This is a genomic window from Edaphobacter sp., assembly GCF_028283685.1.
Taxonomy (GTDB): Bacteria; Acidobacteriota; Terriglobia; order Terriglobales; family Acidobacteriaceae; genus Edaphobacter.
Genome location: NZ_JAPWKF010000007.1, coordinates 508,298 through 526,528, shown reverse-complemented (window position 1 = coordinate 526,528; position 18,231 = coordinate 508,298). Strand labels below are relative to the sequence as shown.

Annotated in this window: 15 protein-coding genes; 14 read left to right on the top strand and 1 reads right to left on the bottom strand. The window is 61.5% G+C overall.

The window, feature by feature from the left end:
• The first annotated feature begins 30 nt into the window (after positions 1-30).
• From dnaK to PW789_RS12865, 13 genes are all read left to right on the top strand, one after another.
• On the top strand, positions 31-1,944 hold the full coding sequence (dnaK, locus tag PW789_RS12925) for a molecular chaperone DnaK (protein ID WP_299377015.1): 1,914 nt from the start codon (positions 31-33) through the stop codon (positions 1,942-1,944).
• Positions 1,945-2,183: 239 nt separating this feature from the next.
• The gene (locus PW789_RS12920) at positions 2,184-2,354 is read left to right on the top strand and encodes a hypothetical protein (RefSeq protein ID WP_299377012.1); all 171 of its coding nucleotides are present in this window, start codon (positions 2,184-2,186) and stop codon (positions 2,352-2,354) included.
• 146 nt (positions 2,355-2,500) lie between these two features.
• A complete protein-coding gene (locus tag PW789_RS12915) occupies positions 2,501-3,385 on the top strand; it encodes an Fpg/Nei family DNA glycosylase (RefSeq protein ID WP_299377009.1) in 885 nt (294 codons plus the stop codon).
• Positions 3,386-3,426: 41 nt separating this feature from the next.
• Positions 3,427-4,668, top strand: a complete 1,242-nt coding sequence (locus PW789_RS12910) for a J domain-containing protein (RefSeq protein WP_299377006.1) — start codon at positions 3,427-3,429, stop codon at positions 4,666-4,668.
• 99 nt (positions 4,669-4,767) lie between these two features.
• Positions 4,768-5,619 carry a cytochrome c gene (locus tag PW789_RS12905; RefSeq protein WP_299377003.1) on the top strand — a complete coding sequence of 284 codons (852 nt, stop codon included), beginning with the start codon at positions 4,768-4,770 and terminating at the stop codon, positions 5,617-5,619.
• Positions 5,620-5,665: 46 nt separating this feature from the next.
• Positions 5,666-7,345, top strand: coding sequence for an acido-empty-quinoprotein group A (locus tag PW789_RS12900; RefSeq protein ID WP_299377000.1), 1,680 nt, complete (start codon positions 5,666-5,668; stop codon positions 7,343-7,345).
• Between the two features lie 149 nt (positions 7,346-7,494).
• Positions 7,495-9,162 carry a hypothetical protein gene (locus PW789_RS12895; RefSeq protein WP_299376997.1) on the top strand — a complete coding sequence of 556 codons (1,668 nt, stop codon included), beginning with the start codon at positions 7,495-7,497 and terminating at the stop codon, positions 9,160-9,162.
• 54 nt (positions 9,163-9,216) lie between these two features.
• Positions 9,217-10,761 (top strand): hypothetical protein, encoded by a 1,545-nt coding sequence (locus tag PW789_RS12890; RefSeq protein ID WP_299376994.1) that lies wholly within the window; start codon positions 9,217-9,219, stop codon positions 10,759-10,761.
• A gap of 84 nt (positions 10,762-10,845) precedes the next feature.
• Complete coding sequence (locus PW789_RS12885) at positions 10,846-12,063, top strand: hypothetical protein (protein ID WP_299376991.1); 1,218 nt, start codon at positions 10,846-10,848, stop codon at positions 12,061-12,063.
• 19 nt (positions 12,064-12,082) lie between these two features.
• Positions 12,083-13,123, top strand: a complete 1,041-nt coding sequence (locus PW789_RS12880) for a TIM barrel protein (protein WP_299376986.1) — start codon at positions 12,083-12,085, stop codon at positions 13,121-13,123.
• Positions 13,124-13,144: 21 nt separating this feature from the next.
• Entirely contained in the window at positions 13,145-14,287 is a 1,143-nt protein-coding gene (locus PW789_RS12875; RefSeq protein WP_299376983.1) for a Gfo/Idh/MocA family oxidoreductase, read from the top strand.
• The gene (locus tag PW789_RS12870; protein ID WP_299376980.1) at positions 14,284-15,165 is read left to right on the top strand and encodes a DUF1080 domain-containing protein; all 882 of its coding nucleotides are present in this window, start codon (positions 14,284-14,286) and stop codon (positions 15,163-15,165) included. The genes PW789_RS12875 and PW789_RS12870 overlap by 4 nt, the downstream gene beginning before the upstream one ends.
• A gap of 22 nt (positions 15,166-15,187) precedes the next feature.
• Positions 15,188-16,246: an aldose 1-epimerase family protein gene (locus PW789_RS12865; RefSeq protein ID WP_299376978.1), complete on the top strand. Its 1,059-nt coding sequence runs from the start codon at positions 15,188-15,190 to the stop codon at positions 16,244-16,246.
• A 29-nt stretch (positions 16,247-16,275) separates the two neighbouring features.
• Here PW789_RS12865 and PW789_RS12860 read toward each other — a convergent pair whose 3' ends face one another.
• Positions 16,276-17,358 carry a LacI family DNA-binding transcriptional regulator gene (locus PW789_RS12860; RefSeq protein WP_299376975.1) on the bottom strand — a complete coding sequence of 361 codons (1,083 nt, stop codon included), beginning with the start codon at positions 17,356-17,358 and terminating at the stop codon, positions 16,276-16,278.
• Positions 17,359-17,651: 293 nt separating this feature from the next.
• On the opposite strand from PW789_RS12860, the gene PW789_RS12855 reads away from it, so the two are divergent.
• Entirely contained in the window at positions 17,652-18,179 is a 528-nt protein-coding gene (locus PW789_RS12855) for a helix-hairpin-helix domain-containing protein (RefSeq protein ID WP_299376972.1), read from the top strand.
• The last annotated feature ends 52 nt before the right edge of the window (positions 18,180-18,231 follow it).

The following is an 18,231-nucleotide window of genomic DNA, read 5'->3' as shown; positions in this document are numbered from 1 at the left end:
AGGCCGTGGCCTGCCGATGGGAGAGAAGTGATGGGGAAGATTATTGGAATTGACTTAGGAACGACCAATTCGTGCGTCGCCGTGATGGAAGGCGGAGAGCCGAAGGTCATTCCGAATGAAGAAGGCGGTCGCACTACTCCTTCTATCGTCGCGTTTACGAAGAATGGTGAGCGTCTTGTCGGCCAGGTGGCCAAGCGTCAGGCGATCACGAATCCGGAGAACACGGTTTACTCGATCAAGCGCTTCATGGGACGCCGCTTCAACGAGGTCTCCGATGAGATGAAGATGGTGCCCTACAAGGTGGTGCAGCAGGGTGACCACATCGCGGTGGACGCGCAGGGCAAGGAGTACACGGCACCTGAGGTCTCGGCGATGATTCTTCAGAAGTTGAAGAAGGCGGCCGAGGACTATCTTGGCCAGTCGGTGACGGAGGCCGTCATTACGGTTCCGGCGTACTTCAACGACGCGCAGCGCCAGGCGACCAAGGATGCGGGCAAGATTGCCGGTCTGGATGTGAAGCGTATCGTCAACGAGCCGACGGCGGCTGCGCTGGCGTATGGCCTGGACAAGAAGAAGGACGAGACGATCGCCGTGTATGACTTCGGCGGCGGTACGTTCGATATCTCGATCCTCGAGGTTGGTGAGGGCGTGATCGAGGTGAAGTCGACCAACGGTGATACGCACCTTGGCGGCGACAATCTCGACCAGCGCATCGTCGACTGGCTGATTTCGGAGTTCAAGGCGGAGAGCGGCCTGGATCTGACGACGAAGGGCAACGAGATGGCACTGCAGCGTCTGAAGGACGCGGCGGAGCGTGCCAAGATCGAGCTTTCGACGGCGCAGGAGACGGAGATCAACCTGCCGTTTATCACGGCGGACGCAACCGGACCGAAGCACCTGGTGCGCAAGCTGACGCGCGCGAAGCTGGAGTCGCTGGTGGACGACCTGCTGCAGAAGTCGGTCGGGCCGAGCAAGCAGGCCCTGAAGGACGCCGGTATTGACGCAAGCAAGATTGACGAGGTGGTTCTCGTCGGTGGACAGACGCGTATGCCTGCGATCCAGGAGCTGGTAAAGAAGCTGTTCGGCAAGGAGCCGCATAAGGGTGTGAACCCGGATGAGGTGGTTGCGATCGGTGCGGCGGTTCAGGCCGGCGTGCTGTCGGGCGACGTGAAGGACCTGCTGCTGCTGGACGTGACCCCGCTGACGCTGGCGATCGAGACGATGGGCGGCGTGGCGACGGCGATGATTCCGCGCAACACGACCATCCCGACGAAGAAGACGGAGACGTTCTCGACGGCGGCCGATAACCAGACCGAGGTTGAGGTTCACGTGACCCAGGGCGAGCGCCCGATGGCGAGCGGCAACCGGACGCTGGGCAAGTTCAAGCTGGGCGGCATTATGCCGGCTCCGCGTGGCGTGCCGCAGATCGAGGTGACCTTCGATATCGACGCGAACGGCATTCTGAACGTGACGGCGAAGGACAATGCGACGGGCAAGGATGCGAAGATCACGATTACGAGCTCTTCGGGTCTGAGCAAGGACGAGGTCGAGCGCATGGCGAAGGAAGCGGAGTCGCATGCGGCCGAGGACAAGGAGAAGCGCGACGAGATTGAGGCGCGCAACGGTCTTGATTCCATGGTGTACAACGTCGAGAAGATGCTCAAGGACGCGGGCGACAAGGTTGCCGCCTCGGACAAGAGCGAGTTGGAATCGGCGTTGGAGGATGCAAAGAAGACCCTTGCGGGAACTCCGAGCGTCAGCGATCTAAATGAGGCGAAAGAACGTCTAACCACCGTGAGCCACAAGCTTGCGGAGGCGATGTACAAGGCAAACGCTGCTGGAGCCGGGGAACCGGTTACCCAGGCAGAGGGTACCACCGAGGAGTCCAAGAAGGACGAAGGTGTTATTGATGCCGAATATGTGGATGTTGACGATAAGAAGTAGGTCAACGTCCACCGCAGGACGCAGTTTGTAGCAGTCGTAGTGAAAGAGGGGCGTTCCGAAGTGGGTGCCCCTCTTGCTTTACCAGGGCCCCGATGAGCTGTATGACGTGTAGGATTGCGGCTTACACCCAGGAAAGGTGTTGAACGTGAAGAACGGCAGTAACCCGAAGTGAGCAAGAGATCTCCGATCTATTGTGGTTAGAGAACCTGGAACTCAATCGATACACAGGAGGCAAAGCCATGAACGACACGATGTGGAGATGTGATCAGGTTCGTGCGGGCCAGCTCTATAACCGGATGATGTTCGACACGAAAGAAGAGGCGGAGCGCTTTGTCCGCCGGATGCAGCAGATGGAGCCGGACCAGGTGTTTTCGATTGAGGCGGTTGAGGCGAGCCGTGTCTGGAACTAATGTTCTTCTGAGGAAGAAATAGTTCTTCTGGTGAAGAAATAGACGAGTTTTGTTGCAGTTGATTTGAGCAGAACCCCTTTCCGGCGACGGTGATTTCTGGTGCTAGACCAGGGCCGTCGCCCATCGTTTGTCCGGAGGCGAAGAGGATGCCGGAGGGTAATGAGATTCACCGCTGGGCGGCGCGACATGGCGCAGCCTTTGCCGGGAAGCCGGTGAGAGTGGACGGTCCGCAGGGGCGGTTTACCGATGCGGACGTCATCGACGGCAGGAAGCTGGAGAAGACGATGGCCGTGGGCAAGCACCTGGGCTATGACTTCGGGAGAGATCGCATCCTGCATGTGCATCTGGGATTGCAGGGCGATTTTACGGAGGGCTCGGGACCGCTGCCGGAGGTAAAGGGCGCGCTGCGGCTGCGGATGTGGAATGCGCAGGCAGTGAAGAGGCCTGCGGTGCCGGGCGAATCGAAGCGTCATGCCTGGTATTCCGAGGACGACGGCACGGGACACCTGGAACCGGAGCAGGTAGCCTGGGTGGAGCTGCGCGGTCCGATGGACTGCTCGATCTACACGAACGAGAAGTGGGAGGCGCTGGTCAACAAGCTTGGGCCGGACCCGCTGAACGGCGATGGGCCGGAGAGGATGCTGCCCAGGGTGGCCAAGAGCCGCAAGCCGATCGCCGAGCTGCTGATGGACCAGACGATGTTTGCCGGCGTGGGGAACATCTTTCGCGCGGAGCTGCTGTACCGGGCGCGGCTGAGCCCGTTCCGGATGGGCCGCGAAGTAGACGAAACCACGCTGCGGTCGATATGGAAGGATGCGGGTGTGCTGATGCCGGCGGCGATGGTGGATCGCAGGATTATCACGACGAAGCCCGCGGACAGGCCGCACAAACGCGGCATGGCGCTGAAGGAAGAGGCGCATTATGTTTACCGGCGCAACGGGCTGCCGTGTTTTATCTGCGGGACGGTTGTGAAGAAGCAGGAGATGGCGGGACGGAACCTGTTCTGGTGTCCGACCTGCCAGGCTGAATAAGATAAAGAGATAGCGCTCGAGCTGAAGAAGACAAGAAAACTATGGCAACGACGAAGAACAAAGATTATTACGGCGTACTTGGTGTGAAGAAGACGGCTACGGCGGATGAGATTCGCAAGGCGTTCCGCAAGGCTGCGCGAAAGTATCATCCTGACGTCAATCCGGGCGATAAGAAGGCCGAGGAGAAGTTCAAAGAGATCTCCGAGGCCAACGATGTGCTGAGCGAAGAGAAGAAGCGGAAGATCTACGACCAGCTGGGCTTCTACTCGGACAACATCGACCCGGCGGCGGCCGAGGCTGCGGCGCGCGGCGGTTACGGCGGCGCGGGTTTTGGCGGCGGCGGACAGGCTGGCGGGCAGGAGGTACCGTTCGACTTCGGCGGCTTCGACTTCTCGGACTTTGCAGGCGGGGCGGGACGGCAGCCGCCGCCTCAGCCGGGCGGTGCGGGAGGATTTGGCGGAAGCTTCCGCGATATCTTCGGCGGGATGTTTGCGGGCGGGCGCAATACGGCGTCGCGCGGGCCGCAGCCGGGGACGGATCTTGAGTACCAGGTGAATGTGGACTTCTGGACGGCGGTACGCGGCGGCGTGACGCGGCTGGAGATTCAGCGGCAGGAGATCTGCCCGACGTGCAAGGGCAAGTCGACCACGGGCGGCAGCATGGAGTGCCCGGAGTGCCATGGCTCGGGGCAGGTGACGCAGATGGGCGGACGGATGAAGTTCAACATCCAGTGCCCGCGCTGCGGCGGCTCGGGCAAGGTGCAGAATGCCTGCCATACCTGCCACGGTGAAGGCGTGGTGATGAAGACGGAGCAGCTGGAGTTCCGCATCAAGCCTGGAACACGGGACGGGCAGAGGATTCGCCTGGCGGGGAAGGGCAACGCCGGTGTCGGCGGCGGAGCTGCCGGCGATCTGTACCTGATCATCAAGGCGGGGACGAATCCGGTGTTTACGCGGTCGGGCGACGATATCTACGTGACGGTGCCGGTGACGGTGGCGGAGGCAGCGCTGGGAGCGAAGATCGATGTTCCGACGATCGATACGCATGAAGGCGGGGGCAGGACGCAGCTGAAGATTCCGCCGGGAACGCAGACGGGGCAGAAGCTGCGGCTGCGTGAGAAGGGCGTGCCTTCAGCTGTACATGAGGGCAAGCGCGGCGATCAGATCGTCGAGGTGAGGATCGTGGTTCCGAAGGTGCAGGATGAGCGGTCGAAGGAGATTCTGCGCGAGCTGGCGAAGCTGAACCCGGAGGACCCGCGCGAGGAGATCTTCTCGCGGATCTAAACCCGGTTGGTGCAGGGCAGATGTTCAAGTATGCTGCGATGCGGCATACTTGTTCTGTTTAAGGGCGAGTTCTTTTGGGGCGGTACGGAGGGGTGTTCTTTGCGGGACCATGGATCGATTGTCAGCCGGGCATTATGCGTTTTGCTTCTTGGTGGTCTCGGCCTGCGGGGCGTGGCGTATGGACAGCAGGCTCCTCCTAAGGCGGCTCCGGCGCGTCCTCCCTCATACCCGGTGCGGGCGGAGGGCGATCCGGCGAAGATTGAGCGAGGCAAGCAGACCTTCAGCGCGAACTGCAGCTTCTGTCATGGATCGGATGCGAGAGGCGGCGAGACGGGGCCGAACCTGGTGCGTTCGCAGATTGTGCTGGATGACAAGAACGGCGAGCTGATCGGGGAGATTATCAAGAACGGCCTTCCGGGACGGGGCATGCCGCCGATCTCGATCGATGCGGAGGGCATTGAGAACGTGGTGGCGTTCCTGCATAGCCTGCAGAATGTGCAGAGAGGCATGTCAACGGCGGCGCCGATCGACATCCTGGTGGGGGATGCCGGTGCGGGCGAGACGTACTTCAAGGCGAACTGCGTGAAGTGCCATTCGGCGACGGGCGACTTTGCGGGGATTGGCGGGAAGTATCCGCCGAAGACGCTGCAGAACCTTGTGGTCTCGGGCGGCGGAGGGCAGCGCGGCGGAGGAACGGCATCGCATGTGCCGCCGACGATGGCGGTGGTGACGCTGGCCTCGGGCGAAAAGGTGGAAGGCAGGCTGGCGCGGCGCGATGCGTTCTTCGTCTCCGTGATTACGGCGGATGGCTCGCGGCGGACGTTTCCGCTGGAGGGAACGAAGACGAAGGTCGAGGTGAAGAATCCTCTGCAGGCGCACCTGGACATGCTGCCGAAGTGGACGGACTCCGATATTCACAATGTGACGCGGTATCTCTCGACGCTGAAGTAGAGCGTGGGGAGGGCAACGGTTTGGCAGGGCATCGATGACGGGATGGATGATGAGACGACTGGGTATGACGGCTGTGGCTTCGTTGGCGTTTGTAGCTGCACTGCTTGTAGCTCCGATGATGTCGGCGCAGGGGCTTGATCCGGCGACATTGCTGAAGCCTCCGACGGATTCGTGGCCGAGCTATGCGGGGGACTACACGCAGCGGCGTTACAGCACGCTGAAGCAGATCAACCAGGGCAACATCAAAAATCTTGCGCTGCAGTGGATTGACACGCTGCCGGTTACGGCGGCGCAGGCGAACGGACCGGATGCTCCTCCGACGATCATCGGCGGCGTGGCGGAGAAGACGGTGCCGGTGGCTCCGCCGCATGTGGGCGGTGTGATCCTCGAGGTGAACGGCATCCTGTATGTCTCAGCTCCGGATAATGCGTGGGCGGTGGATGCGCGCGACGGCACGGTGTTGTGGCACTACTTCTGGAAGACGCGCGGCGGGACGCACATCGGCAATCGCGGCATGGCGATGTACAAGGACTGGCTCTACTTCGAGACGCCGGACGATTACCTGGTGTCGCTGGATGCGAAGACGGGCAAGGAGCGCTGGCACAAGGAGATCTCGGATTTCAACCAGGAGTATTTCTCGACGCCTGCGCCGATCGTGGTGGGCGATCACCTGCTGGTGGGAACGGGAGACGACCTGGACTCGCCGGGATTTCTGCAGTCGTTCGACCCGGTGACAGGCGACCTGCAGTGGAAGTACTACACGGTGCCGATGCAGAAGGGCGATCCGGGGCTGGATAGCTGGAAGAGTCTCGATGCGGCGCGGCATGGCGGAGCGCAGGTGTGGATTCCGGGCTCGTATGACCCGGAGACGCATCTTTACATCTTTCCGACGGGCAATCCGACGCCGGCGTATACGAACTCGACGCGCGGGCCGGGGGACAATCTCTACACCTGCTCGATCATCGCTCTGAATGTGGATACGGGGAAGATGGCGTGGTACTACCAGACGTCGCCGCACGACACGCATGACTGGGACTCGACGCAGGCGCCGGTGCTGGTCGATGGAGCGTTCAAGGGCAAGCCGCGCAAGATGGTGTTGCAGGCGGCGCGCAACGGCTACTTCTTCGTGGTCGATCGGGTGACGGGGGAGCATCTGCTGACGTCGAAGTTCTCGAACGCGGCGAACTGGGCGAAGGGGATCGATGAGACGGGCAGGCCGGTGCGCGATCCGGCAAAGGATATGTCGCCTGCCGGAACGCTGATCTCACCGGACAACGGCGGCGCGACGAACTGGCCGCCGCCAAGCTACAGCCCGGATACTGGCCTGTTCTACCTGCCGTCGCGCGAGGTGTACGCGATGTACTACCAGACGGAGACGGATGAGCGGCGGGTGGCGGGCCTGGGAGGCAAGGAAGAAGATCCGGTCGGTAACCTTGGCGGGGCGATCACTGCGATCGATTACAAGACCGGGAAGATTGCTTGGCAGTATCGCTTTCCGAGCGGCGGCGCGGGAATCAGCGGCCTGCTGACGACGGCCGGTGGGCTGCTGTTCGGCAGCGATTCGGCGGGGAATTTTGTGGCCTACGATCCGGCGAAGGGAATGCCGATCTGGCACGCGAGGATCGGCGGGGTGTCGAACGCGCCGGAGACGTATCTTCTGGACGGGCGGCAATACGTTCTGGTGGCCGCGGGGACGAGCCTGGTGGCATTTGCTCTGAATCCGTAAGCGGCGCGCGAGCGGCGGATGGCTGGAGGGATGCCGCAGCACTGCAGGAGAGAGCGCAGATTTACATGGGGACAGCGGATGCGTGGCGGGTGATTTTCTTACGAGTTTGCTTGACAGGGTTATTCCGCCGTCGATAGTATCCCCTCGAAATGAGACGTCTCATATTTCATCTAAAAAACTGCTCCGGTGCCGGTCTCTTTGAGAGTGCGGCTCGATTCGTCCCTGCCTCGGACGCCGATCGTTTTACAGCGCGAGGGCGATGGATTGCAGCCGTTTTGCTGGCGTCGACCGGGCTTATGGCCGCGGAGGGCGTGGCGCTGGCGCAGGCCTCGACACCGCCGGAGTGGACGACAAGCAGTTACAGTCCGCAGCGCGATGCGTGGCAGCGGGACGAGACGAAGATCACAGCCCAGAATGTCGATGGCCTGAAGCTGCTGTGGAAGCTGAAGGTGGATAACAAGACGATGGGCATGCAGTCGTTTCGCGAGCCGTTGATCGTCTCCGGCATCGAGACGAAGGCGGGCGTGAAGACGGTGGCGATCCTGGCGGGAAGCTCGAATGACGTTTTTGTGGTCGATGCGGACTCGGGCGAGCTGTTGTGGGAGAAGAAGCTGAAGTGGGCTTCGGACCAGCCGCAGGAGGCTGGCGAGGGACGCGGATTTATCTGCACGAATGCACTGAGCGCGAATCCGGTGATTACGCCTGCCGGTGCCGGCGAGCGGGTGCTGTACCTGATCACGACGGACGGCTATCTGCACCTGATGAATCCGGCGACGGGCGAAGAGAAGCAGGCGCCGGTACAGATGCTGCCCGGCGTGTACGGCAAGCCGTATGGTCTGAACCTGGTGAACGGCGTGGTGTTCACGGTGACGGGGCAGGGCTGCGGCGGTGTGCCGAATGCGCTGTATGCGTACAACACGGCGACGAAGAAGGTGACGATGTCGTCTCCTCCGCAGGGAGGGCTGTGGGGCACGGCGGGACCGGCGATCGGCACGGACGGAACGATTTATTTCGAGTCGGGCGATCATCCGTACGATGCGAAGACAGGACAGCTTTCGACGAGCCTGCAGGCGTACACGTTTGCCAACGACACGCTGACGCTGAAGGACTATTACACTCCGTCGAACTACAAATGGCTGACGCAGCGCGACCTCGATCTGAATACGACGCCGGTGGTGTTTCCTTACAAGGGGCGCGATCTGCTGATCGGCGGCGGTAAGGAAGGGCGCTTCTTCATGCTGGATAGCAAGTCGGTTGGAGGAGCGGACCACCAGACGCCGCTGTTTCGCTCGGAGCTGATCGCAAATGCGAACGTCAACTTCCAGACCGAGGGCACGTGGGGCAGCTTTGCGGCATGGAAGGACAAGAGCGGTACGCAGTGGGTGCTGGCCCCGAACGGCGGACCGACGACGATGAAGTTTCCGACCAACTACGGCGATACGCCGAACGGCGGTGTGCTCGCGTTCAAGGTGGAAGAGAAGGCCGGTAAGACGGTGATGTCGCCGGCGTGGCAGTCGGGAGACATGATGACGGCCGAGCCGCCGGTGGTGGCCAATGGGCTGGTGTTCGTGCTGGCGGGCGGCGAATTCACCGGGCAGACCAACGATGTGGAAGGCGGCCTGTACAGCGCGGAGCAACGCATCAAGCGGTCGATCCCGGCGAAGCTGTTTGTGCTGGATGCGCAGACGGGGAAGCAGCTTTATTCGAGCGGCGACCAGATCGTGTCGTTCCTGCACCAGGCGGGATTGTCGGTGGCGGGCGGGCGTGTGATCTTCGGCACGTTCGACGGCACGATCTACTGCTTTGGCGTGAAGTAAACCGTTCGAGAGACGAACACATTGCAGTTCAGGTTTGGAAGAGGACATTTCAGCATGAAGAGATTGTCGACGGCATCGATCGGGCTCACGGTTGCAGGCGCCGTGCTCTGGCTGACGCAGGCAGGCGCGCAGACGGTGGGGAACTGGAGTACGAATCGCAACGATGCTGGTCGCGCCGGCGTGCAGAAGGCGGAGACGACGATTACGAAGGAGTCGCTGGCGAAGGACTTCAAGTTTCTGTGGAAGCTGAAGCTGGGTAAGGAGACGGGCGCGTTGCGCTCATATAGCGAACCGCTGCTGATCTTCCGGCTGATCAATTCGAAGGGCTTTAAGGACTTTGTGATCTGGTCGGATACGCAGACGGTGTATGCGGTGGACTCGGAGCTGGGGTCGATGCTGTGGGAGAAGCACTACGATGCTGCCCCGGCTGCGTGTGCGGCATCGAGCGTGGCGATGTCGATGGAGCCGCCGCTGGTGATCAACTTCGGCGCGCGCCGGGTGCCGGGGCAGAGGCCGCCCACGCAGCAGGGGCCGCTGGCGGTGAATGAGCGCCGCGTCGGCGTGGCAGCTGGTGGAGGCGGATTCGGTTTGAAGGGGATCTATGTGCTGACGGCGGACGGCTATCTGCACGAGCAGGTGATCACGACGGGCGTGGACTTTGCTCCGCCGGTGAAGTTTGTGCCGGGTGCGGTGGGCGTGACGAAGGGACTTGGGCTGGGCGGCAAGGTGATGTATACGACGACCGCCGCACCGTGCGCGGGTGCGAAGAATGCGCTGTATGCCATGGATATGACGTCGGCGAGCTATCCCGTATCGACCTACGATGCAAAGGGCGTGGCGCTGTTGACGACGATGGGGCCAACGTTGGGCGATGGCTTAGCCTATGTCGTCACCGGCAAGGGCGTGAGCGATGAGACTGCCGGGGTTCATGCCAATAGCGTGATTGCGTTGACTCCGGATGCGAAGGTGAAGGCGTGGTATGACGCGGGTGGAGCGCTGCGCAGTGTGACTCCGGTAGCGTTTGCGTACCAGGGCAAGAAGCTGCTGGCTGCTCCGGGGAAGGGCGGCAGCCTGGTGCTGCTGGATGCGGAGATGCCTGGTGGAGACGATCACCATACGGTGCTCGCGGAGACAACGGCGATTGGCGGTGCGGTGGGCGCATCCGATGCGTTGTCGGTGTGGCAGGATGCGTCGTCGGGAACGACGTGGTTGTTTGCGTCGGTGCATGGAGCGGTTGGCGCGGCGACGAAGTTTTCCACGAGCTATGGCGCGGCTACGCACGGCAGCATCGTGGCGTTCAAGATCGAAGAGAGTGGCGGTAAGCTGTCGCTGACGCCGCAGTGGATGACGAAGGATATGGTGAATCCTGCGCCACCGGTGATTGCGAACGGGATGGTGATTGCGCTGGCGCAGGGCAGTCCGGCTATGCCGGCAAAGCTGCTGGTGCTGGATGCGGCGAACGGCAAGGAGCTGTACACGAGCGGCAAGACGATTCCGACGTATGCCCAGGGGGCTGGCCTGTCGGTGGGAGATGGCCACGTGTTCTTCGTGACGCACGAGCATACGCTGTACTCCTTCGGTATCGGGATTGAGCACTAGAGCGAAGTTGCCAGGCAGCGGCTGCTGACCGGCGAGAGATCAACACGCACGTAAAAAAACACGCAACGGCGTAGAGGTGGGACGATGATGAAGAGAGCAGCAGTAGAAGAGGCAGTCGGTTCCGGTGGGGGCATTCTGCGGTTGGCGCCGTGCTGGGTGCCGCGTTCGTTCATGATTCCCGGCAGAAGGCTGAAGCTGCACCCGGATGACCTGTATGCCTTTGGAGGACATCGCGGCGGTATCAACGAGCGCTGGTTCTCTTCAACAACCAAGGCGTCGAACGGACCGGATACGCTGCCCGATGAGGGGCTGAGTTATGTGAAGACCGCGTCGGGTGAATCGTTTCTGCTGAAGGATGCGGTGGAGGTTGCCGGCGATGCGCTGCTGGGCGAAGAGGTGATGTCGCGCGAAGGCGGATGGAGCCTGCTGTGCAAGTTCTTCGACAACATGGGACCGATTCCGCATCACATGCATCAGACCGACGAGTTCGCAAAGCGGGTGGGGCATAAGGGCAAGCCGGAGGCGTACTACTTTCCTCCCCAGTACAACCAGATTCAGAACAACTTTCCGCACACGTACATGGGCCTGGAGCCGGGGACGACGAAGGCGGAGATTCGCGCGTGCCTGGAGCGCTGGAACCAGGGCGACAACGGCATTCTGAAGTATGCGCGGGCGTATCGACTGGTGCCGGGCGAGGGATGGCAGATCAACCCTGGCATTCTGCATGCGCCGGGATCGCTGGTGACGTATGAGCCGCAGGTGAACAGCGATGTGTTTGCGATGTTCCAGTCAGAGGTGGAGGGGCGTATTGTCGACTGGAGCCTGCTGACGAAGGACGTGCCGCCGGAGCATAACAAGGATCTCGACTACCTGGTCAGCATGCTGGACTGGGAGGCGAATGTGAACCCGGAGTTCGCGATGAGCAACAAGACCTTCCCGAAGGCGGTGCGGTCTGAAGATGAGATGAAGGATGCGGGATATCGCGAGGTGTGGGTGACCTATGGCACGCCTTATTACTCGGCGAAGGAGTTGACGGTGCTGCCGCAGCAGAAGGTGACGATCAAGGATGCTGCGGCATATGGCGTGATTGTGACGCAGGGACATGGAGCGATTGGCAAGACGACGATCTCCACGCCTTCGATGATCCGCTTTGGTGAGATGACGGAGGACGAGGTGTTTGTGACGGCGTCGGCGGCTGGACAGGGCGTTGTGATCGAGAACCGCAGCACGACGGACCCGCTGGTGTTGCTGAAGCACTTCGGCCCGGGGAATCCGGATGCCGCGTCGTTGGTGAAGCACTAAGAGGAAGCGAGCAGCAGTGATGAATCACGCAAAGCCTGCAGTGCATAATGCGATGTGGCCGGGGCTGGTGGGAAAGGGGCCGGATTCGGAGCCGCCGATCGACCTGGAGACGATGCTGGATCTGACGGCGGCGGCGGAGGTGAATGGGTCGAAGTTCGATGGGGTCGACCTGTTTGCCGCGCTGCCGCATGTGGATATCGATTCGAGCCGCGAGGACCTGGCGCGGCTGGCCGATGGGATTGCGAAGCGCAACCTGGTGGTGGGATCGCTGGTCGCCCCGGTGTGGGCTCCAACGGGCGGCGGATCGGCGATGGGCTCGGAGGAAGAGCGAGCGCGTTTTTTGAGGCAGGTGAAGAAGGCGTGCGCGATGGGCAGGACGCTGCGCGAGCTGGGAATACGCAAGTATGGCGTGGTGCGTATCGATTCGGCGACGAGCCCGGAGGAGTGGGCCAAGGACCCGATTGCAAGCACGAAGAAGATTGCAGCGACGTTTCGCGAGGCAGCGGACATCGCGGAAGACTATGGCGAGCGGCTGGCGGCGGAGGGTGAGATCTGCTGGGGCGGCATGCATGGCTGGAAGCATATGGTCGAGCTGCTGGAGCTGGTGGGGAAGCCGGAGACGGTTGGCTTCCAGGCGGATATGGCGCACTCGCTGCTGTATACGCTGGGTTATAACTCGCCGGAGAGCCGCCTGCTGCCGGAGAACTTCGACTGGTCGCAGCAGGATGTGCTGATGGAGGCGCTGCGCAGGCTGACGGATGCGCTGCGCCCGTGGACGTTTGATTTTCACGTCGCGCAGAACGATGGCACGGTGCATGGCGCGGGGTCGCACGATAAGACGGGACGCCACTGTCCGGCGAACGATCCCAACGGGAAGATGGATATTGTGAAGGTTGCCGGTCTGTGGATGCGCGGAGGGGATGGCGAGCCGACGAGGGCGTATCAGCATATCTGCTGGGATGGATGCATGTTTCCGAATGCGACGATGACCTCGCCGGAGACGTGGAACGATGTGCTGCGCACGCTGCTTGCAGTCCGCGATGCGCATGGATGGGATTGAAGCGGGGAGAGCCGGAAGGGTATGGCAAAGAGAGATCTGAATATCGGCCTGGTTGGCTATGGCTTCATGGGACGCACGCATTCGAATGCCTTTCTACAGGCGCCGCGATTCTTCGATCTTCCGTATCGACCGGTATTGAAGGCGGTCTGCGCCAGGAATGCTGAGCGCGCCAAAACATTCGCGGAGAACTGGGGCTATGCGTCGATTGAGACGGACTGGCGTGCGTTGATCGAACGCAGCGACATTGACCTGATCGATGTCGCCAGTCCGAACGATACCCATGCCGAGATTGCAATTGCCGCGGCCAAGGCTGGCAAGATGCTGCTGTGCGAGAAGCCGCTGGGGCGCGATGCCGTCGAGGCGAAGGCCATGGTCGATGCCGTGGAGACGGCGAAGATCGCAAACATGGTCTGGTACAACTATCGCCGCGTGCCTGCGCTGGCGCTGCTGAAGCAGCTGCTGGATGAGGGACGCTTCGGGCGCATCTTTCACTACCGCACGCAGTTTCTGCAGGACTGGACGATCTCGCAAGACCTGCCGCAGGGCGGCGAGGGGTTGTGGCGGCTGGACTCTTCGATTGCTGGCAGCGGCGTGACGGGCGATTTGCTGGCGCACAACATCGACATGGCGCTGTGGCTGAACGGTCCGATTACGGAGGTCGCGGCGATGACGGAGACCTTCATCAAGGAGCGCAAGCATAGCCTGACGGGAAAGATGGAGCCGGTGACGATCGACGATGCCAGCTCGTTCCTGGGACGGTTCGGCAATGGCTCGACGGGGATCTTTGAAGCGACACGGTATGCGCGCGGGCACAAGGCGCTGTTCACGCTGGAGATCAACGGCGAACAGGCGTCAGCTCGCTGGGATCTGCACGATCTGCACCGGCTGGAGTACTTCGATCATCGCGACGAGGGAAGACTGCGCGGATGGAGGAGCATTCATGTGACGGACAGCGATCATCCATATATGAAGCAGTGGTGGGTGCCGGGGCTGCAGATCGGGTACGAGCATACCTTCATCCACCAGGTGGCGGATTTTCTTGAAGGCGTGGGACGGAAGGAAGCTGTGGCGCCTACGTTTCGTGATGGGCTTGCGGTGGATTATGTCACCGATGCCGTGTTGCAGTCAGCGAAGAGAAAGACGTGGGAGGCGGTGTCGGCATGATGAGGCAAAGAGGGATACAGCAGGGCGTCGCAATGTTGAGTCTGTTTGCGGCAACGGTCTTTACGCTTCCGGCGCAGATGCAGCAGAAGAGTGCGAAGCCGGCTGCTGGCGGTGGTCATTTTGTGCAGCCGGAGCCGATCGATTTCGACGACCACACGGGCTGGACGCAGATCTTCGACGGCAAGACGCTGAACGGATGGGATGGGCCGTCGGAGGTGTGGCATGTGGAGGATGGCGCTCTCGTCGGCGTGTCGAGCGACGCGCATCCTTCGGGCACGACGAACATTATCTGGCGCGGCGGCGAGGTGGGGAACTTCAGGCTGCGGTTTGAGATCAAGCTGGAGGGCACGGGAGCGAATGGAGGCATCCAGTATCGCAGCAAGCTGGTGCAGCCGCAGATCCGCGAGATTCCCGCAGACCGGCTGGCGCAGATGACGGATGAGCAGAAGCAGCGAATGAAGAAGAGCCAGGAGCTGCTGCAACAGCATGCCAAGTGGAATCTGACGGGCTACCAGGGCGACTTCGATTACAACAATCGCTATACGGGGCAGCTCTACGAGCAGGACAGTCCGCGAGGCATCATCGCCTGGCGCGGACAGGTGGTGGCAACGGAGCCGGATGCGAAGCCGCGCCTGCTGGGGACGCTGGGAAGCTCGGATGAGTTGAAGGCGTTTATCAAGCCGGGCGAGTGGAACCAGTTCGAGGTCATAGCGGATGGACATACGCTGACGCATATTGTGAACGGCCATGTGATGGCGATGCTGGTGGACACCGATCCGAAGCACTATGCCGCGTCGGGGCTGCTGGCGTTTGAGATTGAGGGTGGCGGCGATGTGAAGATCTCGCATCGTAATGTGTGGCTCAAGAAGCTTCCGTGACGCTGCTCGGCGAGGACAAAGCATGAGCGATGCGGGCAAGGATGATCTGCTGCGACGGGTGGGGCGGCTGTCGCAGGTTGGCGGTGTCTCCAGCTTTACGCATGCGGAGGGGCGCGCGAAGGGAACGGCGACGCTGCGGGTGCGGACGGAGGCGGGGCTGGAGTTCTGGGTGGTGCCGGATCGCGGGATGGATCTTTACGAGGCGAGCTTTCGCGGCCAGTCGCTGTGCTGGCATGCGCCGCAGGGGATGGTGCATCCGGCGTATTCCTCGAACCGTGGACTGGAGTGGCTGAAGACCTTTGCCGGCGGTCTGTTGACGACGTGCGGATTGACGGCTGCGGGCGCTCCCTCGACGGATGAGGGCGAGGCGCTGGGGCTGCATGGCGCGATCTCGACGACGCCAGCGGAGCAGGTGGGCTGGTCGGAGACGTGGGATGGAGAGGATTGCCGATTCGTGGTGAAGGGGCTGTTGCGGGAGGCGTCGGTGCATGGCCCGAATCTGCGGATGGAGAGAACGATCTCGACTTCGCTGCGCTCCTCGTCGCTGGAGATTGAGGACATCGTTACGAATGATGGAGTGCGGACGACGCCGCTGATGCTGATCTATCACTTCAACTTCGGATATCCGCTGCTGACGGAGCGATCGCAGATGTATGCGCCCTCATCGATTGCGCATCCGATCGACGATCTCTCCAGGAAGAGCGTGAAGACGTGGGCTGGCTTTGAGGCTCCGGTGCAAGGGCAGCCAGAGCGCGTTTATTTTCACGAGATGAGGCCAGATGAGCAGGGCTGGGTTTCGGTTGTGCTGGTGCAGGATAGAGAGCGGCCTGACTTCGGTATCCGGTTGAGCTATGACGCGGCGAGTCTGCCGGAGTTCGTGCAGTGGAAGATGACGGGAGAGAACCACTTCGTGCTGGGGCTCGAGCCTGCGAACTGCCGGACGCTGGGGCGGAAGGCCGAGCGAGAGCGCGGAACACTGCGCATGCTTGGGCCTGGCGAGACAGAGCGTTTTCGTCTGCGGCTGGATGTTCTGGAGACTGCAGAAGCGGTTCAGCGGGCTATTTCGCAATCGAGTCAGTAGCTGAGACGACTCACCTGCTGGTCCGTGGATCAGCGATGAGCGCGTGTCTTCGAGCCGGTTTGCTTCCGTGCTGCTGTCTTCCTTGCGGGCACAGGCTTTAGTGGTTTCCCGGAAGATTCGCAGATCTTGAGCATTGCGGGGAGGCGAATCTTTCGCCGCGGAGCGTCTTCGCCTTTTTCGATGCGATCGAGGAGAAGCTCGACGGCTTTATATCCCATGTCGAAGGTAGGCTGCACGACGGAGGTGATGCTGGGGCGGAAGAAGTCCTCGGCGTTGATCTCGTCGAAGGTGATGAAGGAGAAGTTTTTGGGAGTGCTGAGACCGATGGAGTAGAGGCTACGCAGGGCAGCGAGGCCGGTGACGCCATTGGTGGCAAAGAGCGCGGTGGGGCGGCCTGCCGGATGCAGCATGCCTCCCTGGCAGAGCTTTGCGACCTCTTCCTGCTCGAAGCTGCCGCTCCAGACCAGCGAGCGGTCGAACTTGCGACCACCGCGCTGCAATGCCTGCCGGTAGCCACGTAGCCGTTCCTGCTCATTTCGCAGGCTGAGGGGGCCGGTGATGGCGGCGATGGAGGTGTGGCCGAGGCTCATGAGATGTGCGATGGCCATTTCAGCGGCTCCGCAGTCATCGACGCAGACAGAATCGACGTGCAGATCGGCGGGGAGTCGATCGAGGCAGACGACAGGGAAGTGTACGTCGGAGGTGTTGAGGCGATCGGGAAAGGCTTCGGTGCTGCCTGCGGTCACCAGCAGGATGCCTTCGACACGCTGCGCTCGAAGCAGTGCGATCATGTCGGCTTCGCGGTCGGAGCTGCCCTCGGAGTCGAGGACGATGAGGAAGTAGCCGCGCACGCGAGCCGCGGATTCGGCTCCGCGGATGATCTTGGGGAAGAAGGGGATGGTGATGTCGGGGACGACGATGCCGAGGGTGCGGGTGCGGTTGGTGCGAAGACTGCGCGCGATGAGATTGGGCTGGTAGTTCAAGACCCGAATGGCCTCGAGCACCTTTTGCCGGGAGCGTTCGCTGACGTTGGTTGAGCCGCTGATGACGTTGGAGACAGTTCCTGCGGAGACGCCGGCGAGTTTCGCTAACTCCTTTTGTGTGGGCGGCATAAGGGAAATCCTACATGATGCGGAAGCGTGTGCTGAGGTTCTCGGGTTGTGTCGAAGCAATGCTACGGCAGCTTTGACAGGCTTTGGCGGTGCTCGATATATTCTGGCTCAAAGTGAGACGTCTCAATACATCTTTTTGATGTCTGCGTGTAATGTCTCTGCCGGTACTCGACGATGTTGGCCCATTCGTCGAATAATGGACTGGCCGCGTGAGAACGATCGTGCGGGTTGTCGAAGATCAAGGCGATAGCGGGTGTAAGACCTGCCTGCGAAAAGTATCTGTGAGGGGGATCATGAGAGAAAGATCGTTACGGGGTGTCGCCTGCGTGCTGGCGCTGGGTAGTGGGGTATTGTTGGCCAGCTCGGCGGTGCATGCGGCGAGCGGACAAGCACAGGCCGATGCGGCTAAGCCGGCGTCGCAGTATCCGAAGCTGCCGGATGGGCCGGGGAGGGACACGCTGATCCGGGTTTGCGGAAAGTGCCATTCGCCGATGAACGTGGTCGCCAATGGGCAGAATCGTGAGGGATGGGAGTCGGAGATCACGAAGATGGCGGGGTTGGGAGCTTCGGCTTCGGATGAAGAGTTCTCCGAGATCCTCGACTATGTGTCGAAGAACTTTCCCCCGGTGACGGGCAAGGTGAATGTGAACAAGGCAAGCGCGGCGGATATCGAGGCACAGCTTGGACTGACCACCAAGCAGTCCGAGGCCATCGTTGCGTATCGCGAGAAGAACGGCGACTTCAAGACCCTCGATGACCTGAAGAAGGTTCCGGACATGGAGAAGGAAGTAGACTTCCGCCGTAACCGCATTGCTTTCTGAGCAGTCTTTTCGAACAGCAAAAAAGAAGAGGCCCGGCGATCGTCTGCCGGGC